This window comes from Ruegeria sp. HKCCD6119, assembly GCF_013110585.1.
Taxonomy (GTDB): Bacteria; Pseudomonadota; Alphaproteobacteria; order Rhodobacterales; family Rhodobacteraceae; genus Ruegeria.
Window position 1 is genome coordinate 63,794 of sequence record NZ_WVQV01000001.1, and the last position, 22,495, is coordinate 86,288.

Consider the following 22,495-nt stretch of genomic DNA (forward strand, 5'->3'; position numbering starts at 1 on the left):
GTTCTCCTGTCATCGGGGTCAGAGCGGCTGCCCCATCAATTCATGTGCGATTATTCGTACAATGGGTCGCGCTTCATCAACGTCTATGCCGGGCTGCAACCGTGGGTCATACAACATCGTCAGCAGCTTTTCGTCGTGACTGGTCAGCAGGGCAAATTCGTCATCATCATTGAAAATCGAAGGCCGCGCTGCCGGGCTGTCATTGGACAGGCCAAGACCCTGAGCTATTTCTTCGTGAATGCAGCTTTGGCGGCCCAGATCCGTCAATTCGGCCCGGATAAGGGAAACGGCACGCACGTATCTGTGTGGTGAAGACGTCGTTGCCGATGCAATCACCAGGCAATCGAAATTGGCGCGTGGATTGGCCACCAGATTCAGCGAGTCCTGACTGATATTCGGGATCAGCTGTTTCAGGCGGGATACGATATAGGCGCTGTCGTCCTTGCCTGCAATAAAGACATGGAAATTGGCGTTGCGAGAGACGACGGAAACCGGATGATCGGTCAATCTGGCCAGTCGGGTGGCAAAGGACCGAACCTGATCCGCATCTTGCTGCCGTGCAGAAGGAAGCACGGAGGGCCCGAACTCGGTCTGTATGCGGACAGAGCCGAGCCACCGGCTGAGTTGCCCGTCGGTCTGACGCGAGCCAGCCGCGACGCTTTGCGTCGGATATTCGCTGTAGAACGCAATCGCTTCGAAATTCCGCGCCAGATCATCGGCATCATAGGGGGTGTCCGGACCGCCCCCATCGGTGCGTAAAAGCCCTCGCACCAGCAAATCCCGTTCAACCCGCTGATAAAAACGCGCCAGATCCTGACTTGCGGCTGACGGTGGCACATAGGCATTGGCTGCCACGGGTGCGGGTGTCGGGCGAGGTTGCGGAACAACAGATGACGTCAGGGTTTCATCGCAATTGGCCAGAGCCAAGAGCGACACCATCCCCAAGGTTCCTTTCAAGTAACCGAAGGCCCGCACGCCGATCCCGCCCTCAGCCGGGAACCGCCGTACCGGCATTGTCGCCGGTTCCGTCGCGGCGCGCTTTGGCGGCCGCCAAAGTGTCGCGCAGTTCCTTTTCCATCTTCTGCAACTCAGCCTCGGCTGCGGCGCGTTTGGCTTTGCCTTCGTCCGCAATGGCAAGGCTTTCGTTGATGGTGCCAATCAGGTCGGCATTGGCCTGCTTGACCGCTTCGATGTCGAACACGCCGCGCTCCATCTCTTGGCGGATCATCTTGTTCGATTCGCGCAGGTTGGCCGCATTCGAAGTCAAAAGCTCGTTCGTCAGGTCGTTGGCATCCCGCACCGCGGCGGCGGCTTCGGCGCTGCGTTGTATCGTAACCGCCTGGGCCAGCTGCGTTTCCCACAGCGGTACCGTGTTTACCAGCGTCGAGTTGATCTTGGTGACCAGCGATTTGTCGTTTTCCTGAACCAAACGGATCGACGGCAGCGACTGCATCGTGACCTGTCGTGTCAGTTTCAGGTCATGAACCCGGCGTTCTAGGTCGTCACGCGCCGCACGGATGTCACGCAGTTCCTGTGCCTTCATCACTTGCTGGTCTTCCGGAGCGGCCTGAACTTCGGCTTCCTTTTCAGGGATGTCGTGGCTGTCCAGCTCGGTCAGCTTCTCTTCGCCCGCAGCGATGTACAGCGCCAGTTCGTCATAAAAGCCCAAGGTCTTCTCATACAGCAGATCCAGAGATTTGATATCCTTGAGCAGCGTATGCTCATGCCCCAGAAGATCGTCGGTAATGCGATCGATCTGGCCCTGAACCTCTTCGTACTGGGCGGTAAATTTGGCAAAAGGCGCAGCCCTGCCCAACAGTTTCTCCCACCAGCTGCGCTCGCGCCGCACGTCAAGTTCACTGACCGAGAAACCGCGGATCGTAGTTACGATATTGCGCAGGCTGTCACCGGCCGGGCCGACATCCTTGTTGCGCACATCCGCAAGCATGGCCTGGCTGATCTCCTGCAACTCGGCCTGCGCGGACGAGCCGAACGCGACAATCGAATTGGTGTTGCCCATGTCGATTTCATCCATCCGCTTGCGGATTTCGGCGCTGACGGGTTCGTCGGCTTCCTCCAACGACACGACCTCGGCCTGCGGTTCGGGCAGGGCAACTGCGGTGACTTCCTGTACCAGTGTTTCGGCCTGAACTGCCTTGTTCTTGATCTCATCGGACATGGGTATGTTCCTCGCTCAAATAATGGCCGGTCAGTCCAGCCGGACGCCTTCGCGCTGCAGTCTTTCACGCAACACGTCAATTTCGACCGTCAGATCACTGCGGTCATCCAAAAGCATTTTCCGCGTTCGCGCGGCGAAATTCTGTTCCAGATCGTCCAGCAAAGCAGAGTAATCCGCAAGCGCCTGCGCATCGCGGGTTCGGGCGTAGACATCAGCAAACTTAACGGTCGCGTCGCGAGCGCCCTGCAAGTACACGGTCAGGTACTTTCTAGCACCGGCCAGATCTCGCGGGTCTTCCTCGACCGTGCGAAACAAATCCCGCGCGGTGTTCTGAAACCGTTCGACGCGGGCTTCGACCCTGCGGTCACCAGCGCGTTTTATGGCATTCGTCATTTCCGACAGATGTTTCTCGGCATCATCGACCACGCGGGCCACGCGGTCCTGCTGAAAAGTGTCGACCCCTTCCATGCCCTTGTTCTTCATCGGATCAAGCCCGAATGAGACAGAATGCAGAACGGTCGCTGCAACACCAAACAGCACGGGGGCCAACAAACTGACCTGCGCTGCCGCTTCAGCGTCCAGAAACTCGGACCTGTAAGACGCAAGGCCAGCGCCAAGGCCGGTGAGAACACTGGCAAATATCTTCCGCGGAAAAGCAGGACGTCGGGCGGTTTTGCGGGCATTGTACGCGGCCTCAGCTCTCAGACCTTCTCGCAGCAAAAATGCGGCCGCCGTCAGAAAACCAGCGGCGACCAGCCCCAGTGTCATGCCAATCGCGCCGTCGTTTAGGGACAGAAACACCAATGGAATGGCGGGTAGAAACAGAATATTCGCACGTGCGCCAGCGGGCTCGACCCGTGCGCCGTCAAACTGCCCCCTCGGCAGTGGGGTGTTTTCCGATTCATCCCCCTGTGGGCTGTATTTGCCGCCGAACCGCTTTGCCATGGCTTACAGACCTCCGAGCAAACCAGTGCAGACGCCAAACAACAGCACCAACAGCACAGCGTAGGCCAGTTTTTGCACTCCGCTTCCGGACATCACGCCCCCCAAATAGCAGCTTTCACTGAAAATTTAGGGTATGCGCGGGCTTAGCGCTAGGGGGAAGGTTGCCGAACCCACATCACTTACGGGGATTCTTGCCGATCAGAGGCCGTTTTCTTTTGGGCCGTGACGGGCGTTTGGGCGCGTTGCCGGGTTTGTCTTCGGCGTCCAGACCCAGCTGGTCCCGCATGACCCGGCGACGGACTTCTTCGACCTCGCCCTGTTTCAGCGTCCCAAGCTGGAAGGGGCCGTAGGACACGCGCAACAGACGATTCACGGTAAAGCCGATATCTTCCATCGCGCGGCGGATTTCGCGGTTCTTGCCTTCGCGCAAGCCGATCGTCAGCCATGCATTTGCGCCCTGCTGGCGATCCAGTGTGACGGTCATTGGCTGGAACCGTTCTCCCTCGATCACCAGCCCCTTGCGCAGCGGTTCGAAATCCTCGTCCTTCGGGCGACCGTTCACCCGCACGCGGTACTTCCGCAACCACCCGGTCGAGGGCAGTTCCAGCTTGCGCTTGATGCCGCCATCGTTGGTCAACAGCAGCAATCCTTCGGAATTCAGGTCCAACCGACCAACGCTCATCACTCGTGGCATGTCGTCAGGCAGCTTGTCGAATATTGTATCTCGTCCTTTTTCGTCGCGGGTCGTCGTCACCAACCCGGCGGGCTTGTGATACAGCCACAGACGCGACGGTTCCGGTTCCGAGACCGGCTTGCCGTCGACTGCGATCTTGTCTTTCGCGGTCACGTTCAGGGCGGGGCTGTCGATGGTCTTGCCATTCACTGCCACGCGGCCTGCTTCTATCATGCGTTCAGCCTCGCGCCGGGATGCTACGCCAGCGCGGGCCAGGACTTTGGCGATCCGATCGCCGGGGGGTGGGGTCTTGTTCATGTCAGGGCCATACCGCATCCCGGGCGCTTGCGAAAGGCGGGTTTCTGCGGCAGTCAGGGGGCATGGTGTTCAAATCGCATATGCAACAGGCCCTGGCCGAGGCGCGCGCAGCCGCTGACCGCGGCGAGGTGCCCGTGGGGGCCGTTGTCGTCGGACCGGACGGAACGGTCGTGGCCGCGGCCGGGAACCGGACGCGCGAGTTGAATGACCCCACGGCCCATGCGGAAATCTTGGCCTTGCGTGCCGCCTGTGCGCAGGCGGGCTCTGAACGGCTGCCGGATCATGATCTCTACGTCACGTTGGAGCCTTGCGCGATGTGCGCCGCGGCCTTGGCGGCCGCGCGCATCCGGCGGATCTATTACGGTGCGGCAGACCCCAAATCCGGGGGCGTGGCGCATGGCGCGCGCGTGTTTTCGCATGCACAGGCGCATCACGTGCCCGAAGTCTATGACGGAATTGCAGGCGAAGAGGCTGCCGCGCTTTTGAAGGCCTTCTTCGAAGCGCGCCGCCAGGACAAGCCGGGCTGACGCGCTGCGCTGTCGTCAGACGGTGATGGCTTTCATGACCTCAGGTTCGATCACGTCGACCCCGGGCAACCCGTCGATCAATGCCTGTGCGGATTGTTCCAGAATGGGGAACGTCTGGTAGTGACATGGGATGACCGTCTTGAAGTCAAAGTACCGTTTCGCGGCATAAGCGGTGGCTTTCATATCCATGGTGAAATGCCCGCCAGCCGAAAGGATGCCGATATCGGGTTTGTAGTAATCCCCCATCCATTCCATGTCGGCCATGATGTCGGTATCGCCCGAGACGTAGAGCATACGCCCCTCGGCCGCGATCATGAAGCCGACCTCACTGCCACCAGTGCGCAGACCGTCCGGTGTTGAAAAAGTCGAGCTGTGAGAGGCCGGTACCATTGTCACCATGACGCCGTTCAGGTCGACGGTGCCGCCTTTGTTGAAACCGATGGTCTCAATGCCTTCCGCTTCGCTCCAGTATCCCATCAGGTCATACTGTCCGACAACGGGGATTTTCAGGTGCTTTGCCAGAGGAAGTACATCGGCCACGTGGTCAAAATGCGTATGGGTCAAAAGAATGTGGGTCGCCCCTTCCAGCACGGCATCATGCCGATCTTCGGGCAAGACCGGGTTGCCGGTCAGCCACGGGTCGATCAACAGAACCTGCCCCTGAGTTTCTATGCGAAAACTGCCATGGCCCAGCCAGATAATGTTCATTCCGGAATTCCTCTCAAGTCTTGTCTTGGCTCCAGCCTAGCATTGGCTATGTAAATTTCCATGGACTGGATTCGAGAAATTGATGGCTATTGCGAACGCGTGTCGCCGGAGTATTGGGCCGAGCCGATCAACGCGATCACAAATGCGGCTTTTCTGATTTCCGCATGGGTCATGTGGCAGCGCGTGCGCGATCAGGACATGCCGCTGGCCAAAGGTCTGGTCGTGATTTTGGCCGTGATCGGGGTTGGAAGCTATCTGTTTCACACCCATGCCCGGGTTTGGGCGGCATTGGCGGATGTGGCGCCGATCCTGCTGTTCATATTGGTCTATATATTTGCGGTGAACCGGAACATCTGTCGCATGTCGTCCGGAATGGCGATCTGCGGTACGCTTCTGTTTCTTCCCTTTGCGGCACTTGTTGCGCCTTTGTTCCAGCTTGTGCCGGGGTTTGGCGGGTCGGCGGTTTACGCGCCGGTTCCTTTGTTGATCCTGATCTATGCGTTCCTGCTGCGGGGCCAAGACATGATCCTGGCCAAAGGGATGACAGTCGGGGCCTTGATCCTGATTCTGTCGATCACGTTCCGGGCGCTGGATTTGCCATTTTGCGGGCAATGGCCGGTGGGGACGCATTTCATGTGGCATATCCTGAATGCCATCATGCTGGGATGGATGATCGAGGTGTATCGCGCAGCTCTTGTCAGGGGCCGTTTTAGCAAAGGCCCGGCGCCTTAAGGCGCGGAAGGATCGCGTGTGTCTTCCGAGCCTCATGGCAAGAAGCCAACGAAACCGCCCCGGTCCGATTCTAGTTCTGAAAGGCTGCGGCCAGATGGTCGGGCAGATCAAATTCGCTCAACACCCGAGCGCGGCCTTCGGGCGACATCTTGCGGGCCGTTTTTTCAACGATGCTCTGGATTTTCTCGGCCGAGTGTTTTGCGGCAAAGGGCTGGAAATACCATTTCAGAAACACAAAGCAGATCACGTCTTCCAACGCCTGCACTTCCGCGTCGCGCTTGATGCCTTGTTTGCGCAACATGCGCCCTGCGGCCTCGATCTGTTCTGAATCGTAACCTTCGCGGGCCATCAACCCCATGACCACGTCGGAATGGTGTTCGCCCTGCGCCTTGCGCCATGACAGATATCCAACCCGGCCTTCGGGGTATTCACTGCGGGCAAGTTTCCAACGTTCCACATGCTGACCGCGCGCGGCGATTTGAAGGGCGTCGGAAGCATCCGGAAACAGGCGGCCCAGCTCGGCACTCATGCGTTCGCCATACAACAGTGCCGCGGGGCGGCCCTCGTCTTGGTTGGGGTCATTTGCATTGGCTGCGTCGATTGCGTCCAGAACCGCTTGTTTTTGCGCGCTCATCATCTGCTCCACTGGCTTGCCTGAACTACGAAACCTCGGCGCAGTTCTGTTCTGTATTCGACGTCATGCTAGCGGCTTGCTCAGGGATGTGCATCCTCGAAAATGCAAAACAGCCGGGTCAGAGAGGGGATATCTGACCCGGCTTGGACCTGCGCGTTACTTGGCAGGTTTAACCTGATCCTGCGTGACCGGTTCCGCGATAGGGGACGGGAAGGTCAACGTGCGTGTCAGGTTGCTTGTGTCGATACCCAAAGCCATGGCCGGTGCGGCCAAAATCGTGGCGGACAAGACTGCGGCTGTTATCAGGGGTTTCATGTTTTTCTCCGGTTTGCGTTATGTCGCATAAATAAAATGAACAGTACAGTACAGTTTTCAAGATCGATAATGAACTATTCGGTTTACTTTTTTGCATACCAGTCATTCAGTTTTGAATAGCCTCATAAGAGGGGGGATTCCAAACTCGGACCTGCCCAAGGCACCCCGGTCTTGCGACTGCCGCTGCAGACGGGTAAACGCCCCCTAACGTAGATGAGGGAAGCCGATGTCGATTGACCAAAGCACCGCCGCCAAAGTGGCCAAACTGGCCCGGATCAAGGTCGAGGATGACGCGCTGCCGGCGCTGGCATCCGAGTTCAACACCATCCTTGGGTTCATCGAACAGCTGAACGAAGTGGATGTGGAAGGTGTCGAGCCGATGGTTTCGGTCACACCCATGCGCCTCAAGCGTCGTCAGGACGAAGTCACCGATGGCAATCAGCAGGACAAGATTCTGGCCAACGCCCCCGACGCCCGCGAAGGGTTCTTCGCAGTCCCCAAAGTGGTGGAGTAAGACATGAGCGATCTGAACAAATTGGGCCTGGCCGAGGCCCGCGACGCGTTGCGAGCCGGCGACGTCACCTCTGTTGAGCTGACAGAAGCCTGCTTGAAAGCCATTGATGAAGCAGATGCGCTGAACGCATTCGTCCACAAGACGCCCGAGATCGCGATGGAGCGCGCCAAGGCTGCGGATGAACGGATCAAGGGCGGGGACGCTCCGTCAATGTGTGGCCTGCCGATCGGCATCAAGGACCTGTTCTGCACCAAGGGCGTGCCGTCACAAGCCGCGTCGGGCATTCTTGAAGGCTTCAAGCCGGAATACGAATCCACCGTGTCACAGCAACTGGCCGACGCAGGCGCAGTCATGCTGGGCAAGCTGAACATGGACGAATTCGCCATGGGCTCGTCCAACGAAACATCGGTCTATGGCAACGCGGTCAGCCCGTGGCGTCGTGGCAACGATGATGCGCAGCTGACACCGGGCGGTTCGTCGGGCGGGTCCGCGGCCGCTGTGGCCGCCGACCTGTGCCTTGCGGCAACGGGCACTGATACCGGCGGTTCCATCCGCCAGCCCGCGGCTTTTGTCGGGATCACCGGCATCAAGCCGACCTATGGCCGATGCTCGCGCTGGGGCATTGTGGCGTTTGCGTCCTCGCTGGATCAGGCCGGTCCGATGACCAAGAACGTCCGCGACGCCGCGATCATGCTGGAAACCATGTGCGGCCATGACGCCAAGGATTCGACCAGTGCGGACCTGGCCGTCCCGAATTTCGAAGCGATGTTGACTGGCGACATCAAGGGCAAGAAGATCGGTATCCCCAAGGAATACCGCATGGACGGCATGCCCACCGAGATCGAAAAGCTCTGGGCCGATGGTGCCGCGATGCTGAAGGATGCGGGGGCCGAGATTGTCGATATCTCGCTGCCGCACACCAAGTATGCGCTGCCTGCCTACTATGTGATCGCCCCGGCCGAGGCGTCTTCGAACCTCGCCCGCTATGACGGTGTCCGCTATGGGCATCGTGCACAGATGGCGCAGGGTGATGGCATCACCGAGATGTACGAAAAAACCCGCGCCGAGGGCTTTGGCCACGAAGTGCAGCGCCGGGTCATGGTTGGCACCTATGTTCTGTCGGCTGGTTTCTATGACGCCTATTACAACCGTGCCCGCAAGGTGCGCACGCTGATCAAGAAAGACTTCGAAGACGTGTTCGCGGCCGGTGTCGACGCCATCCTGACCCCGGCAACCCCATCGGCGGCCTTCGGTCTGGGCGAAATGACCGAAGCAGATCCTGTTCAAATGTATTTGAACGATGTCTTCACCGTGACCGTGAACCTGGCCGGACTGCCCGGTGTCTCGGTCCCCGCAGGGCTGGACACACAAGGTCTTCCGCTGGGATTGCAGCTGATCGGACGTCCCTGGGAAGAAGGCGACCTGCTCAATACCGCCTATGCGCTGGAAAACGCGGCCGGTTTTGTGGCCAAGCCCGGGAAATGGTGGTAAGCCTCGGGCAACTGAAGCACTAGACACGGAGCCAAACTATGCGCGTTTTGCTTTTGGTCCCCGCTCTTGCACTGGCAGCGGCGTGCACGGATGTCGCACCGCTGACCAGCACGGGTTTCAACACGCCTGAATACCAGGCGCAGCGCGAGGCTCAATTGGCAGGTCAGGGCGTGGCCGGCAACCCTCTGCTGGCCCCGGTCGAAGTTTCACAACAACCGCTGGGCACCCCTGGTACGGCGCCTGTTGCCACGGGTGAAAACGCGGATATCGCCAACCAGGCCGCGGCGGCATTGGCCAGCACATCTGGCCAAAACCCAGCCGCAGCCACGGCGGTTCCCGTGGCGAACACTGGCGTGATTTCGGATGAACAGGATTTTGCCGCCGTGTCCGAACGCCGCAGCATTGAATCCGACGCCGCCCGGATCGAGCAGAACCGCCAGACCTACGAAATCGTGGCCCCGACGGCAGTGCGCGAGCGCACGGCGAGCGGCCAGACAAACATTGTGCAATATGCGCTGAGCACGTCCAATCCGGTAGGTGTGCAACTCTACAGCCGCTCGGGCTTCAACCTTCAGGCCAAGGCTCAGAGGAACTGCGCGCAATTCCCATCCCCTGATCAGGCTCAGATCGAGTTTCTGTCCAATGGCGGCCCCCAGCGCGACCGCAAAGGTCTGGACCCGGATGGGGATGGCTATGCGTGTGGCTGGGACCCGAGCCCGTTCCGCAGTGCCGTCAGCAACTGACCCCCTGAACCCGATCTGGCATCCGTCACCCAATTTTGGTGAACGCCGAGATGGTCTGACACCATCCTTGATCGTGATCCATTACACGGCGATGGACAGCGCGCAGGCGGCTCTGGATCGCCTGTGCGACCCAAAGGCCGAGGTCTCGGCCCATTACCTGGTCGGCAATGATGGCACGCTGTGGCAGATGGTGCGCGAAGAAGAACGTGCCTGGCATGCTGGGGCAGGGGAGTGGCACGGTCAGACCGACATCAACTCTCGTTCCATAGGCATCGAGCTGGACAACGCCGGCAAGCATCCGTTCCCTGAACCCCAGATGCACCGGTTGGAACAGCTGTTGCGCCAGATAATGCACCGTTGGGCCATCTTGCCAAACGGTGTTATCGGCCATTCGGACATGGCACCCGGGCGCAAATTTGACCCCGGTCTGCGATTTGACTGGTTGCGGCTCGAGCGTAACCTGCTGGCCGCGCCCCGCGGATATGCCGCTGGTCCGCAAACTGCATCAAAGGGCCAGTTCCGAAGCCTGGCTCGGGCCGCCGGTTTCAGCGCTGACGTAGACGATGATACGCTGTTGCATGCCGTCCGCCTTCGATACCGCCCATGGGGCAGGGGGCCTTTGCAGCAAGCCGACCTTGCACCGTTGATCCCGCACACCTGATCCGCACTTCATCTGGCTGAAAATATCCCGGGGTTGAATTGGCCGCAGGCCAAGAAGGGGCTGGCCCCTTCTCTGAACCATCCACCCTTGACGCCGCCGACCGCAGAGCCTACCCAACCCACGCGCGGAGGGCCGGATGGCCGCTGGGGTCGCAAGGCCCGAGAGGAAAGTCCGGACTCCACAAGACAACGGTGCCGGGTAACGCCCGGGCGGGGCAACCCGACGGAAAGCGCCACAGAAATCAGACCGCCCGGAACCTAGGTTCAGGGTGAGGGTGAAACGGTGGGGTAAGAGCCCACCGCGCCTCTGGCAACAGGGGCGGCACGGCAAGCCCCACCGGGAGCAATGCCAAATAGGGTCCCCGCGCGGGAAGGTCGGCGTCCGCCGATACCACCGCTAAGCGCGTCTTGGCCGAGAGGGACCGGGTTGGCAGCTTGAGCCGCGCAGCAATGCACGGCCTAGAGGAATGGTCATCGAAGGGGGCAACCCCGGAACAAGATCCGGCTTACAGGCCCTCCGCGCGTATTCCCTTATCCTCCGGGCGGTGTGTACGCCCCTGTCAGCTTCGCGGCCTTCTCCGCGACTGAGACGAACTCGTCAGCCGTCCAGGCACGTACTGTTTCTATGTTGGTCACCGCGCCCGACGCCGCGACAGCCATGCCTACGGCCACGGCGTCCGTGCCATCCGGCGCTTCGCTGATCACGACCACGTCATTGCCCCCGGTTGTCATGTAGAAGGACAGCAGTCTGCCGCCGACTTTCTCCAGCAAGGCTTTCACGGGGCCGGTGCGGTTCTCGGGTTTCTGCAACATGCCTTTGACACCGGCTTGCGAGTAAGATGCGTAAGTAATGAAAATGGGCATTGATACCTCCTGTTACATCAAATCGTTTTTGGGTCTTCAAGTCAGCCGACCCCAGGGCCGTTCAAAATCAGGTGCCAGAAAACAACAGTGCCGTGATGAACCAAAGGCCAGCGCCGATCAGCGCAAAACCTGTCACCGGCACAAGCCACCGGGCCCCGGGCAGAAGCTTTTCCAGCGCGACGTACGCGGCAATTCCGACAATCCAGTAGAGGTTCATGATCCCTCCGACGAAAAGCAGCAGCATCAGTGCCCAGCAGCATCCCAGACAATACGTGCCGTGCAGGATACCGGTGCGGAATGCACCGAATGTTCCGGGTCGGTTGTGATCGGCCAGAAAACGTGCGGGGCTCTGACAGTGGCGCAGACATGCGTTTTTCAAAGCTGAAAACTGATAGGCGCCAGCCGCCAGCAGGATGCCTCCTGCGAAGACACCCGAACTAATCGTCATCATCGGCCCGTCGGACAACCCGATTTGTTCCAACCCCCATTGCAATGCGGTTGCAATCAGGCTGAACGCCCCCCAGGCCACCAGATAGCCGGATAAAAACCACAGGCTGAACGCAACCGTCCGGTGCTTTTCAGGCCCTGTCCGCTTGACCGCGATGAACAGAAGAACGGCAGGCGCAGCGCTTGGGGTCATCATGGCGATCATCATGACCCACCACATCAGAAAAATCAGCAAGGCATAGCTTGCGCTCCACGCTGCTGCCGGGCCCATTTGCATCGGGTCTCCGACAGGGCCGGCCATCCGGGTCATCTCGACCGCGGACATGTTCATCCCGACGCCAGCTATCGTGTACCAGGTTGCACCGAGGATGATCAGAAGAACGCTTCCCAGAACAATCGCGCTGTCCTGTCTCAGCAACCACTCAACCGTCCCGCCCCGGGGCGATGCGTTCTGTTTGGTCATGGGTGTTCTCTGATTATGCGCCCAAGACGCCATGGCCCGAGATGTTCAGATGCGCCAGATGAGCATGGGTTGTGTCAAAGGTCAGCCGGATCTGACCACCCGTTGTAGTCGCACTGCCTGATGCCGCCTCGGCATGGCGGTATTCAAAGCCATTCGGCAACTGTATCGACGCGCGGTGAGGTGCGCCCGATACGATATGAGGGATCGGATTGACCTCAACATCGAAAACTCCGGTAACTTTGGCGTATCCGCTGCGCTCTTCGCGGTTCCAGTCCAGTTCAATCGGAACAAACAGAGTTTCATGTTTCAAAGGCGCCATGGCGCTGAAGACATACCAGAACGTGGCCATTTCATCAGTATCCTGACCGGTCATGATTGCTTGCAACGCAGCCCGCTGTTCAGCTGTCGCGCTGTCATCAATGATCAGCTGCATCTGACCGTTGCCCTCATGAATTGGTCCCGGCCAATGATAGACCCCTGCCGCCCGAAGACCGCCCAGATCAGTTTCACCGTAGTGACCGCTTTGAATGTCAAAGACCACAACCGCCTCGCAATTGCCGTGTGACGGCAGTACGCTGAACTGACACGGGCAACCAAAGTTGCAATTGCAATTGGCCAGTTCTTCGGCCTGAATAGCCCATTCTGTCATGATAGCCCCCCAAGAAAAGTCGCCTAAAACAACTCTGCTCGTTGCAGGTTTAACGCATTCACGCTGCCTCGGCCTTCGAGCCTGAATTCGGCTTCTTGGATGGGCGAACCTATCACGAATCTGTGATATGTACAAACAAGATCGCAAATTACATGCCTTCTTTGGGCTTTATCGTGCGCCGGGCTAAGGGCCGGTCGCGTTCAGGTTGAGCACGGTATTCGGGATTGCATTCGGCTGTTAGACTTTCGGAACCAATTTGAAGATATGGGAGGTTGATTATGAGCTTTATGAAAACGCTGGCGTCCGTGGCCATTGGATTTGCTGCGGCCAAGGGCATGGAAAAATATCAGAAGATGGGCGGCATGGCCGGACTGCAAGACATGATGCAAGGTGCCGGCGGTGGTTTGGGCATGGATCAGTTGGGCAAAATGGCAGAACAATTTGGTCTGCCCGGTGGCGCGTCAGGCTTGCAGGACATGATGAGCAAGATGGGGGTTGGCGGCAGCACAGCCGGAGCCGCTGGTTTGGGTGGGTTGTTGAACGCCATGCAAGGGGCTGCCAAAACTGCCAATCAACACACAGGTGACATGATGGAAACCGTGTTCGGCGGCACGCCCGCGGGTGCAGCGATGGAAGAGCAGGCAAAACTCATGCTGCGCGCAATGATTCAGGCTGCCAAGGCAGATGGTGAACTTGACGAACAGGAAAAGGAAATCATCCTGGGTGAATTGGGCGATGATGTCAGCGAGGAAGAGCGCGCATTCGTGCAAGAGCAGCTGAACGCACCGATTGACGTCATGGGATTGGCGGCTGATTCTGGTGCGCCGCTCAAGACGCAGATCTATGCAACTTCCCTGGCTGCGATCCGTCTGGACAATGCGCGCGAGGCGTCTTACCTGCGGCAATTGTCCACCGCTCTGGGTCTTTCCGACGCGGAAAGGGACCAGATTCACACGTATATGGGCGCGCCAACCTTGCCTAGTTGAACCTGCATCAGATTCCTGTGCCTGTATCATCCGATTGGCCTTGACATAGGCGGTGCAGCGCGTAAAAGCGCACGCTCATAGGAATTCAACCGAAAGGCCCCTGCCTTTTCGGACGCAGGAGATAACCATGGCGAAGCCGACGACAATCAAGATCCGTCTGAACTCGACCGCGGGCACGGGCCACTTCTATGTGACCAAGAAGAACGCGCGCACCATGACTGAGAAAATGACCATTCGTAAATACGACCCGGTCGTTCGCAAGCATGTCGAGTACAAGGAAGGCAAGATCAAGTAATCTGCCATTCCATTTGGAAAGTCCGAAAAAGGGCTCTGTTGCACAGAGCCCTTTTTCAGTTCCGGTTTCCTGATTTCGGCGGATGGCAGGCTGCGGCGGTCCGTTGCAGTGGCGCATCAGCGTTTGGGACAATCGCATCCCCTGCGGCTTGCTTTTTATGGGAACCTGCAAGTACGCTTCAGCAAACCGCCACAAAATGTTGACCGCCATGAAAAAAATCTTGTTATCCACAATTGCCGTTCTGACCCTAGCGGCCTGTGAAGACCCGTTTAACCGCGAAGGTGTCGGGTTTACTGGAATCGATGGCGAACCGCGCACGATTTCGGACGTACCCGGGGCCGTCGCCTTTCTGCCAGACGCGACCAACGTTCCGGCAGAGCTGGCGGAACTGCGGACAGTCACGCTTTTGAGTGATGAGGTTGACCCGTCCAAGGTGGCTTCGGTTGCAATAGACAATGGCGGGCAGACGCCAAACACTGCTGTTCAACTGCAAGGAAGCGACACAAACCTGTTCCTCAGCACTGTCAGCGTCAACGGCACCTTATTTGGTGTGCTGCGTACGCGCTCTAACAGTGTGAAGGTCGACAATTCGGTCGGTGTAGGCTTTGCGGAAGAAGCAGAGCGTTTTACCGGCTGTCTGCCGGCTGGTCAGGTCTACCGCAAAGGCACCTCGGAAAAGAGCTCGGGCTTTGCCGTTCCGCTGAATTGCAGCTAACAGATTTCTCTCTCAAGTCCAAAACCCCCGCCGAATTCGGCGGGGGTTTTTGTTTGGTTTACGGCAAACAAAAAGGCGGACCCGTAAGGCCCGCCCTTGGAAGTCGGCTATTCCGGTCGCTTATTCTCGATTGCCGAACAGTTGCAGCAGGAACATGAACATGTTGATAAAGTCCAGATACAGGCTCAGCGCGCCCATGATCGCGGCTTTGCCCAACCATTCTTGATCGCCCGAATGGGCCATTTGCAGATAGGTGTTTTTGATGTTCTGCGTGTCATAGGCTGTCAGGCCGGCAAAGATCAGTACGCCCAGAACCGAGATCGCAAACGCCATCGCCGACGAGGCGATGAAGATATTCACGATCGAGGCGACAATCAGGCCGATCACACCCATGATCAGGAATGTGCCCATTGCCGACAGGTCTTTCTTGGTCGTGTAGCCATAAAGCGACAGACCGGCAAAGGCGATTGCAGTGATCAGGAACACCTGAATGATCGATTCACCGGTGAACACAAGGAAAATCCAGCTGATCGAGACACCCATGACCGCAGCAAAGGTGTAGAACACCAGCTGGGCAGCCGCGGCCGACATACGATTGATCCCGGCGCTAAAGCCAAAGACAAACAGCAGCGGGGCAAACATGATGACCCATCTCAGAGGCGACGCAAACAGCGAGTAACCAAACGACGTCAGGTACTTGCTTTCGCTCAGTTGAGCGGCGGCTGCCGACGGATCGGTTGTGGTTGCCAGACCGGCAATTGCCCAGGCCGCTGCAAAGGTGATCAGCATGCCGACGGACATCGTGCCGTAGACTTTGTTCATGTGGGCGCGCAGGCCCTGATCAATCTCGGCGGCGCGCGCGCCGGATGCCGTCCGGATCGTGTCGAATTGTGCCATCAAAGGGTCTCCCTAGTCGTCAAGTTACAGCGCCCCGGCAGAGCGGGGCGGTTTTCCCTCTAAATATCGGCAACAAGGGGCTGTGTTTCAAGAGATTCCGGGCGAAAACCGACTAAAACACGCAACAAAAATGCCAACAGGCGACCCACGGTCGCCCATCGCCATAAAAATATGAGAGTCACAGTTACCTTTTCCAGAATTGAGGTGCATCCCAGAAAAAGCGTTTTGCTTCTGCGGATGCTTCCTCGCGGGTGACTCCGATATCGTCCAGCACGGCGGCATCCAGCTGTGCCAGCTTTCGCCGCTGTCTGGACAGTTCGAACGCTTGTGAGATCAGGGACACCAAAGAACGTTTGGCTGGTTTGCAGGGATTATGGATTGCGAGTTGAGTCATAACGTGTCCTTTCCGAATTTTTGATGGTTTCGATGGGTGTCATCAATTTCCTTGATTGATATGGGTGAGTATGACATATTTTTAAAACGAATATTATTGATGGAACGCATAAGGAATCGTGAAGATGCGAAATCTGGACATTACAACCCTGCGATCTTTTGTGGCGGTGGCGGATCAGGGCGGTGTAACCCGCGCCGCCGGATTTCTGCACCTGACGCAGTCTGCGGTGTCCATGCAGCTGAAGCGGCTGGAGGAGCTGCTGGGCCTGGAGTTGCTGGACCGAAGCGGCAGGACAATTGCATTGACCGCATCCGGTGAGCAGCTGCTGGCCTACGCGCGCCGCATGATTGCCCTGAATGACGAGGTAATCTCAAAACTCACCGATCAGGCCTTTGAGGGCGAAGTGGTTCTGGGCGTTCCCCATGACATCGTCTACCCCGCGATTCCCCGGGTCCTGCAACGGTTCAATGCCGATTTTCCCCGCGTCAGGGTGCAGTTGGTGTCGTCCTATTCACTGCAATTGAAAGACATGTTCAAGCGGGGCGAATGTGATGTGATCCTGACGACCGAACCGTCTTCGGCCGATGGCGCAGAGACCATCGCAGAGCTGCCGTTGCGCTGGATCGGCGCGCCGGGCGGGTCCGCATGGCGCAAGCGCCCGTTGCCTCTGGCGCTGGGGCGGCGCTGCTTGTTCAGACCGCAGGTCATATCGGCACTGGATGCGGCCGGAATACCGTGGGAGCTGTCCGTGGAAACCGAAAACGACCGTACCATAGAAGCCACGGTCAGTGCCGATCTTGCGGTTCACGCAATGCTGGACGGAACCGAGGCCGCACATCTTGAACAGATCGACTCGGGTGGGGCCCTGCCGGATCTACCTGCACACATGATCAACCTCTACGGTGGTGAGCAGGGCCGGGATGCGGTTGTCGAAGCTCTGGCACAGTTGGTGCGACAGAACTTCAGATTGCTGGGCGGTACCCAGTTGCGGGCCGTGGTTGGATGATCGCGATCAGGGCGTGATCACGATCTTGCCCGTCGACTTGCGCTCTTTCAGCAACTGCATTGCATGTGCGACATCTTCAAGGGGCAGAACATGACTGATATGCGGTTTTATCCTGCCCTCAGAATGCCACTTGAACAGGGTGTCAAAACTGTTGCGCACAGCTTCGGGGCGGAACTTCAGATAGCCGCCGATATACACCCCGATCACGGTCAGGTTTTTGACCAGCAGATGATTGGCCGGAATCTGCGGGATATCGCCCCCGGCGAATCCGATGGGCAGCAAACGCCCTTCGGGATTGGTGGCCCTGAATGCGGCCTTGAAAATATCCCCGCCGATGACGTCATAGACGACATCTGCGCCACCCAGCGATTTGACCCGCTCGCGCAGGTCTTCGGAAGCATCGATCAGATGATCGGCACCAGCGGCAAGGGCAACGGCAAGCTTGTTCTCGCCGCGCGCCTGCGCGATGACCGTGGCGCCCATGAGCTTGCCGATTTCGACGGCAGTCAGGCCGACGCCTCCCGCTGCGCCGGTGACCAGAAGGGTTTCACCCGGTTGCAGGCGTGCCCTGTGATCCAGGGCCATGTGACTGGTGGCATATGCGATCTGGATGGCGGCGGCGTCTTCGAATCCGGTGTCGTCCGGCAGCACGATCGCACGATCCGCGTCGAATACACCGTACTCGGCCAACCCACCCTGACCGGAATAGACTGCGATCCGGTCGCCTGGGCTGAGCGTTGAAACGCCAGGCCCGACTGTCTCCACGATACCGGCGATCTCCATGCCCAGGGTGAATGGGGCAGGTGGCGTGTCCTGATACGCGCCCGTCTGCATCAGCAGATCGGCGAAATTCAGGCCGCAAGCTTTTATCGCGACCCGCACCTGACCTTCGCCCGGCTCGGGTATTTTCACGTCACAAAGCTGGGCAGGCGCCCCGTCGGATGGAATGCAATAGGCCCGCATATTGTTCCTCAAGAGTTTCCGACATAGGCGCGTGTGCCGTCAGAAAAGTCAATCCGTTTGCTGCGCGGGCGCAAAAGGCACCCGATTTTGAAGGAGGATTCAGTTGCAGGAACACGGTTCTGTAAAGGCTTTGGGTAATACAACCACAAATCCCTGTCAGGGGCGTTCGATTCAACCAGCTTGAAAAAAATCTCAAAACCGGCATTATAGATAATCAGTGCTGTAAACGGGGGGCGGTACAGTCCGTATTAGGGAGCGGTTAAGGGGAGCTCTCTAAAACTGCGATATCGGACGTCGCAAAATCCCGTGCAGATGTTTGTGTAGTATAGGAGAATACCAATGACTCATCACGTCGATGTCCATGTGGGCAAGCGCGTTCGGCATCGCCGCTGGCTGATTGGGATGACCCAGCAGCAGTTGGCGCAGCAAGTTGGTATCAAGTTTCAGCAAATCCAGAAATATGAGACCGGTGCCAACCGAATCAGCGCATCCCGCCTGTGGGACATCGCCGAGGCGCTGGATGTTCCGGTCAGCTTTTTCTTCGAAGGTCTGGAAGAAGCCCAGAAAGGCGATGCGGACAAGAAATCCGTCCCTGCCGACTTGATGGGTGACAAAGAGGCTTTGGATCTGGTGCGCTCTTACTATGCGATTCCGGAAAATCAGCGTCGCCGCCTGTTCGAGCTGGCGCGGGTTCTCAGCGACGTTGCCTGACTGACTTGACTTTGTCGCGGATTGCTCGCACCTCAGGGTCATGCAACCGACGACACAGAGCGATATCGAAATTGCCGAAGAAATGGCCGAAGCTGCGCGTGAGGCCATACTCCCCTTTTTTCGTCAAACAAATCTGGAAACTACGAACAAGCTGGCCGATGGGTTCGACCCGGTCACAGTGGCTGATCGTGCCGCTGAACAGGCGATGCGGGACGTTCTGGCGCGGCGGCGCCCGGATGACGGTGTGCTGGGCGAAGAGTTCGGCGCGCATACGGGCACCAGTGGCCGCACCTGGGTACTGGACCCCATCGATGGGACCCGCGGGTTTATCAGCGGCACGCCAACCTGGGGTGTTCTGATTGCGCTGAGTGATCAGGACGGGCCTTTTATGGGTGTAATCGATCAGCCGTATATCGGAGAGCGCTTTGTCGGATCGTCTTCCGGTGCTCACATGACCGGTCCGCAGGGCACCAGAAGAATGCACACGCGCGATACCAGGGCGCTGGATCAGGCGACTTTGTTTACCACGTTCCCTGAGGTTGGAACCCCGAAGGACCGCGCAGGGTTTCAGGCGGTGTCCGAGCAGGTACAGCTGACGCGCTATGGAATGGATTGCTATGCCTATGCGCTTCTGGCTGCCGGGCAGGCGGATTTGGTGATCGAGGCGGGCTTGAATTCCTATGATATCCAAGCGCCGATTGCCGTTATTCAGGCGGCCGGCGGTATTGTGACCGATTGGCAGGGCGGCCCCGCACATCAAGGCGGCCGGGCCCTGGCCGCAGCAAACGCTGACCTTCACGCCGCAGCGCTTGAGATACTCCGCCAATTCTGAATTCTGTTGCCCGGCGCATCAAAGGCAACTACACCGGTGATGGCCGGTTCTTGCGCCCGTTTTCCACCGGCCGACGCACTTCTTGCATGAGACGGGCAGATGCAGGAGCGCGAAATGACGGAAACCCTACTCAAGAATGCTGATCTGATCCTGACGATGGACGAGTCCCGGCAGGAATTGTCCAAGGCCGATATTCTGGTCCGCGACGGGCAGATTGCGCGGATCGGGCAGCGACTGGAAACACAGGGTGAGGTGCATGATGTTTCAGGTTGTCTGGTGACGCCTGGCCTGGTGAATACCCACCACCATCTTTACCAAACCCTGACACGGGCGGTGCCGGGCGGGCAGGATGCGCTGCTGTTTGGGTGGCTGCAAACGCTCTATCCGATCTGGTCGCGTTTCGGGCCGGAGGAAATGTTCACCTCGGCTCAGATCGGTTTGGCCGAACTGGCGCTGTCGGGGTGCACGCTCAGTTCCGATCACCTTTACCTCTATCCCAACGGCGCGCGGCTTGAGGATACGATCGCGGCCGCGTCCGAGTTGGGGATGCGGTTTCATCCGACACGCGGCGCGATGAGCATCGGCGAGAGCGACGGGGGCTTGCCGCCGGATCACCTGGTGGAAAACGAAGCCGCTATTCTGGACGACATGGTACGTGTCGTGGACGCGTTTCACGACCCGTCGGAGGGGTCCATGTGCCGCGTTGGCCTTGCCCCGTGTTCACCATTTTCCGTCAGCCGCGACCTGATGCGCGATGCGGCGTTGCTGGCGCGGGACAAGGGCGTGATGTTGCATACCCATCTGGCCGAGAATGATGAGGATATCGCCTATTCGCAGGCGCAATTCGGCTGCCGCCCGGGGCAATATGCCGAGGAACTGGGCTGGACCGGCCCGGATGTCTGGCACGCCCATTGCGTCAAGCTGGACGGGGCCGAGATTGATCTGTTCTCGCGCTCGGAAACAGGCGTGGCCCATTGCCCCTGTTCAAATTGCCGCCTCGGATCGGGTATCGCACCGGTGCGGGCGATGCGCGATGCGGGTGTCAAGGTCGGCCTCGGCGCCGATGGATCGGCCAGCAATGACAATGGCAACCTCATGCTTGAGGCGCGCCAGGCCATGTTGCTGCAACGGGTCGCCAATGGTGCAGATGCCATGTCGGCTCGCGAAGCGCTCGAGATCGCGACGCGCGGCGGCGCGGATGTGTTGGGACGTCCCGATTGTGGACGGCTGATGCCCGGAAAACGAGCCGATATTGCTGTGTGGGATACCCGCGGCATCGAAAGCGCGGGCAGTTGGGATCCGGCGGCGCTGCTTCTGGCGGGGCCGATGTCTGTGAAACATCTGTTCGTCGAAGGCCGCCAGATCGTGCGTGACGGGCACATAACGACCATCGATCTGCCCCGCGTGATCGAACGCCAGAACACGCTTGCCCGGGCGTTGCAGGCCTAAGCCGCCTGTTGTCCGCCGATCCAGACCTCAGCCACGGCGCGATCATCGCCCATCATGATGGTTGGGAAGATCGCTTCCCAAACATCTTCTGCATGGGCCTCGCGCTGGGCGATGGCGGGGGTCGAGGCGAGGTCGATTACCACCAGATCCGCCTCCATCCCTTGAGCGATGTTGCCGATGCAGTCGTCCATACGCAGGCTTCGGGCGGATCCGACCGTGCCCAACCACAGCAATTGCGCCGGATGCAGGGGACGGCCGCGCAATTGGCCGATCTCATAAGCGGCGGCCATGGTGCGCAGCATCGAAAAGCTGGACCCGCCGCCGGTATCCGTGGCCAGACCGATCCGGTGGCCGTCATGGATCAGCCCGTTCATGTCAAACAATCCCGATCCGATGAAGGTGTTCGACGTGGGGCAATGGATCAAAGAGGCATCGACCTCGCGCAGCCGATCCCGTTCCCGGTCTTCCAGATGGATGACGTGGCCATACAGGCCGTTCTGGCCCAACAGGCCGAATTTCTCGTAGGTATCCAGATAATCCCTTGCTTCAGGGAACAGGGATCGAACCCATTCGATTTCATCTGTTTGCTCGCTCAGGTGGGTTTGCATGAGACAATGGGGATGCTCGGCCCAAAGCGCGCCCATGGCCTCGAGCTGTTCCGGGGTCGAGGTCGGTGAAAAGCGCGGCGTGATCGCATAGGACAAGCGGTCGACGCGATGCCATTTTTCCAGCAGGGCGGCGGATTGGTCGTAAGCCGTCTGCGCGGTGTCGCGCAGCCCTTCGGGCGCGTTCCGGTCCATGCAGGTCTTGCCGGCGACGACACGCTGCCCACGCTGTTGCGCCGCGGTGAAGAAGGCATCGACGCTTTCAGGGTGAATCGTGCAAAAACTGCACATAGTCGTGGTGCCGTGGGCGGTCGTCAGGTCCAGATACCGGTTGGCGATCTCGGTCGCATAGTCGAAATCGCCGAACTTCATCTCTTCCGGGAAGGTGTAGGTGTTCAGCCAGTCGATCAGCCGTTTGCCCCAGCTGGCGATCATCGCTGTCTGTGGATAATGCACATGTGGATCGACGAACCCAGCCATGATCAGGCGCGTTCCGTGATCCTTCGTGACTGCGTCAGGATGGGCTTTATTCAGCGCATCGGCGGTGCCGACCTCTGCAATTCGCCCGTGTTCGATCACGACCGCTTCGTCCAGCCGGGTCGCCTCGGTCGGCTCTCCGTCGAAGGGTGATCCTGTGAAACTCAGAACACGCCCTTTCAAAAGCGTCTTTTGCGCCATTTTCCCTGTTCTCCACCTGTTTGGAACCGCACACCAGCATAGGCGGACGAAAGAAGTGGGTAAATCGGCGCATTGTCATTGTTTTCCGGTAGCTGCTTCTTC

General features: G+C 58.8%; 27 protein-coding genes and 1 other RNA gene. 14 read left to right on the top strand and 14 right to left on the bottom strand.

Going from position 1 to position 22,495, the window contains the following annotated elements; translation table 11 throughout:
• Positions 1-18: 18 nt before the first annotated feature.
• The 4 genes from GS611_RS00320 to GS611_RS00335 all read right to left on the bottom strand — a co-directional run bounded on the left by GS611_RS00320 (position 19) and on the right by GS611_RS00335 (position 4,115).
• Complete coding sequence (locus GS611_RS00320) at positions 19-939, bottom strand: DUF2927 domain-containing protein (protein ID WP_171630800.1); 921 nt, start codon at positions 937-939, stop codon at positions 19-21.
• 49 nt (positions 940-988) lie between these two features.
• Complete coding sequence (locus GS611_RS00325) at positions 989-2,179, bottom strand: toxic anion resistance protein (protein ID WP_171630802.1); 1,191 nt, start codon at positions 2,177-2,179, stop codon at positions 989-991.
• 30 nt (positions 2,180-2,209) lie between these two features.
• Positions 2,210-3,124 (bottom strand): 5-bromo-4-chloroindolyl phosphate hydrolysis family protein, encoded by a 915-nt coding sequence (locus GS611_RS00330; RefSeq protein WP_171630804.1) that lies wholly within the window; start codon positions 3,122-3,124, stop codon positions 2,210-2,212.
• A 175-nt stretch (positions 3,125-3,299) separates the two neighbouring features.
• On the bottom strand, positions 3,300-4,115 hold the full coding sequence (locus GS611_RS00335; protein WP_171630806.1) for a pseudouridine synthase: 816 nt from the start codon (positions 4,113-4,115) through the stop codon (positions 3,300-3,302).
• A 62-nt stretch (positions 4,116-4,177) separates the two neighbouring features.
• Between GS611_RS00335 and GS611_RS00340 the strand changes: the two genes are divergently transcribed.
• On the top strand, positions 4,178-4,642 hold the full coding sequence (locus GS611_RS00340; RefSeq protein ID WP_171630808.1) for a nucleoside deaminase: 465 nt from the start codon (positions 4,178-4,180) through the stop codon (positions 4,640-4,642).
• Positions 4,643-4,657: 15 nt separating this feature from the next.
• Here the strand turns inward: GS611_RS00340 and GS611_RS00345 are convergent, their stop codons facing one another.
• Positions 4,658-5,350, bottom strand: coding sequence for a metal-dependent hydrolase (locus tag GS611_RS00345; RefSeq protein ID WP_171630810.1), 693 nt, complete (start codon positions 5,348-5,350; stop codon positions 4,658-4,660).
• 60 nt (positions 5,351-5,410) lie between these two features.
• Between GS611_RS00345 and GS611_RS00350 the strand changes: the two genes are divergently transcribed.
• Positions 5,411-6,082 carry a ceramidase domain-containing protein gene (locus tag GS611_RS00350; protein ID WP_171630812.1) on the top strand — a complete coding sequence of 224 codons (672 nt, stop codon included), beginning with the start codon at positions 5,411-5,413 and terminating at the stop codon, positions 6,080-6,082.
• A 70-nt stretch (positions 6,083-6,152) separates the two neighbouring features.
• Here the strand turns inward: GS611_RS00350 and GS611_RS00355 are convergent, their stop codons facing one another.
• Positions 6,153-6,716: a DUF4202 domain-containing protein gene (locus tag GS611_RS00355; RefSeq protein WP_171630815.1), complete on the bottom strand. Its 564-nt coding sequence runs from the start codon at positions 6,714-6,716 to the stop codon at positions 6,153-6,155.
• A 156-nt stretch (positions 6,717-6,872) separates the two neighbouring features.
• Entirely contained in the window at positions 6,873-7,031 is a 159-nt protein-coding gene (locus GS611_RS00360; protein WP_170343617.1) for a hypothetical protein, read from the bottom strand.
• Between the two features lie 226 nt (positions 7,032-7,257).
• Here GS611_RS00360 and gatC point away from each other — a divergent pair, with 226 nt between their 5' ends.
• From gatC to rnpB, 5 genes are all read left to right on the top strand, one after another.
• On the top strand, positions 7,258-7,545 hold the full coding sequence (gene gatC, locus GS611_RS00365; protein WP_117868236.1) for an Asp-tRNA(Asn)/Glu-tRNA(Gln) amidotransferase subunit GatC: 288 nt from the start codon (positions 7,258-7,260) through the stop codon (positions 7,543-7,545).
• Positions 7,546-7,548: 3 nt separating this feature from the next.
• Positions 7,549-9,036, top strand: coding sequence for an Asp-tRNA(Asn)/Glu-tRNA(Gln) amidotransferase subunit GatA (gatA, locus tag GS611_RS00370; RefSeq protein WP_171630817.1), 1,488 nt, complete (start codon positions 7,549-7,551; stop codon positions 9,034-9,036).
• A gap of 38 nt (positions 9,037-9,074) precedes the next feature.
• Positions 9,075-9,779, top strand: a complete 705-nt coding sequence (locus GS611_RS00375) for a hypothetical protein (RefSeq protein WP_171630819.1) — start codon at positions 9,075-9,077, stop codon at positions 9,777-9,779.
• The gene (locus GS611_RS00380) at positions 9,730-10,440 is read left to right on the top strand and encodes an N-acetylmuramoyl-L-alanine amidase (protein ID WP_253284938.1); all 711 of its coding nucleotides are present in this window, start codon (positions 9,730-9,732) and stop codon (positions 10,438-10,440) included. The genes GS611_RS00375 and GS611_RS00380 overlap by 50 nt, the downstream gene beginning before the upstream one ends.
• Before the next feature lie 124 nt (positions 10,441-10,564).
• An RNA gene (gene rnpB, locus GS611_RS00385) (RNase P RNA component class A) lies at positions 10,565-10,964 on the top strand.
• A 6-nt stretch (positions 10,965-10,970) separates the two neighbouring features.
• Here the strand turns inward: rnpB and GS611_RS00390 are convergent.
• The 3 genes from GS611_RS00390 to GS611_RS00400 all read right to left on the bottom strand — a co-directional run bounded on the left by GS611_RS00390 (position 10,971) and on the right by GS611_RS00400 (position 12,862).
• Entirely contained in the window at positions 10,971-11,303 is a 333-nt protein-coding gene (locus GS611_RS00390; RefSeq protein WP_171630821.1) for a GYD domain-containing protein, read from the bottom strand.
• 67 nt (positions 11,304-11,370) lie between these two features.
• Entirely contained in the window at positions 11,371-12,213 is an 843-nt protein-coding gene (locus GS611_RS00395; protein ID WP_171630822.1) for a DUF2182 domain-containing protein, read from the bottom strand.
• A gap of 13 nt (positions 12,214-12,226) precedes the next feature.
• Positions 12,227-12,862, bottom strand: a complete 636-nt coding sequence (locus GS611_RS00400; RefSeq protein WP_171630824.1) for a DUF1326 domain-containing protein — start codon at positions 12,860-12,862, stop codon at positions 12,227-12,229.
• A 278-nt stretch (positions 12,863-13,140) separates the two neighbouring features.
• Here GS611_RS00400 and GS611_RS00405 point away from each other — a divergent pair, with 278 nt between their 5' ends.
• The 3 genes from GS611_RS00405 to GS611_RS00415 all read left to right on the top strand — a co-directional run bounded on the left by GS611_RS00405 (position 13,141) and on the right by GS611_RS00415 (position 14,858).
• On the top strand, positions 13,141-13,848 hold the full coding sequence (locus GS611_RS00405; RefSeq protein WP_171630826.1) for a DUF533 domain-containing protein: 708 nt from the start codon (positions 13,141-13,143) through the stop codon (positions 13,846-13,848).
• A gap of 127 nt (positions 13,849-13,975) precedes the next feature.
• On the top strand, positions 13,976-14,143 hold the full coding sequence (gene rpmG / locus GS611_RS00410) for a 50S ribosomal protein L33 (RefSeq protein ID WP_037309480.1): 168 nt from the start codon (positions 13,976-13,978) through the stop codon (positions 14,141-14,143).
• A gap of 208 nt (positions 14,144-14,351) precedes the next feature.
• Positions 14,352-14,858 carry a hypothetical protein gene (locus GS611_RS00415; protein ID WP_171630828.1) on the top strand — a complete coding sequence of 169 codons (507 nt, stop codon included), beginning with the start codon at positions 14,352-14,354 and terminating at the stop codon, positions 14,856-14,858.
• Between the two features lie 120 nt (positions 14,859-14,978).
• Here the strand turns inward: GS611_RS00415 and GS611_RS00420 are convergent, their stop codons facing one another.
• Complete coding sequence (locus tag GS611_RS00420) at positions 14,979-15,755, bottom strand: Bax inhibitor-1/YccA family protein (protein WP_171630830.1); 777 nt, start codon at positions 15,753-15,755, stop codon at positions 14,979-14,981.
• 184 nt (positions 15,756-15,939) lie between these two features.
• Entirely contained in the window at positions 15,940-16,149 is a 210-nt protein-coding gene (locus GS611_RS00425) for a DUF1127 domain-containing protein (RefSeq protein WP_171630833.1), read from the bottom strand.
• 124 nt (positions 16,150-16,273) lie between these two features.
• Here GS611_RS00425 and GS611_RS00430 point away from each other — a divergent pair, with 124 nt between their 5' ends.
• Positions 16,274-17,155, top strand: coding sequence for a LysR family transcriptional regulator (locus tag GS611_RS00430; RefSeq protein WP_171630835.1), 882 nt, complete (start codon positions 16,274-16,276; stop codon positions 17,153-17,155).
• 6 nt (positions 17,156-17,161) lie between these two features.
• Here GS611_RS00430 and GS611_RS00435 read toward each other — a convergent pair whose 3' ends face one another.
• Positions 17,162-18,118 carry an NADPH:quinone oxidoreductase family protein gene (locus GS611_RS00435; RefSeq protein ID WP_171630837.1) on the bottom strand — a complete coding sequence of 319 codons (957 nt, stop codon included), beginning with the start codon at positions 18,116-18,118 and terminating at the stop codon, positions 17,162-17,164.
• Positions 18,119-18,457: 339 nt separating this feature from the next.
• On the opposite strand from GS611_RS00435, the gene GS611_RS00440 reads away from it, so the two are divergent.
• The 3 genes from GS611_RS00440 (at position 18,458) to GS611_RS00450 (ending at position 21,110) form a co-directional block, all read left to right on the top strand.
• Positions 18,458-18,829 carry a helix-turn-helix domain-containing protein gene (locus tag GS611_RS00440; RefSeq protein WP_152458749.1) on the top strand — a complete coding sequence of 124 codons (372 nt, stop codon included), beginning with the start codon at positions 18,458-18,460 and terminating at the stop codon, positions 18,827-18,829.
• Between the two features lie 40 nt (positions 18,830-18,869).
• Entirely contained in the window at positions 18,870-19,661 is a 792-nt protein-coding gene (hisN, locus tag GS611_RS00445) for a histidinol-phosphatase (RefSeq protein ID WP_171630839.1), read from the top strand.
• Between the two features lie 114 nt (positions 19,662-19,775).
• Entirely contained in the window at positions 19,776-21,110 is a 1,335-nt protein-coding gene (locus GS611_RS00450; RefSeq protein ID WP_171630841.1) for an 8-oxoguanine deaminase, read from the top strand.
• Here the strand turns inward: GS611_RS00450 and guaD are convergent.
• A complete protein-coding gene (gene guaD, locus GS611_RS00455; RefSeq protein ID WP_171630843.1) occupies positions 21,107-22,393 on the bottom strand; it encodes a guanine deaminase in 1,287 nt (428 codons plus the stop codon). The two genes, GS611_RS00450 and guaD, sit on opposite strands and share 4 nt — an antisense overlap.
• Between the last annotated feature and the right edge of the window lie 102 nt (positions 22,394-22,495).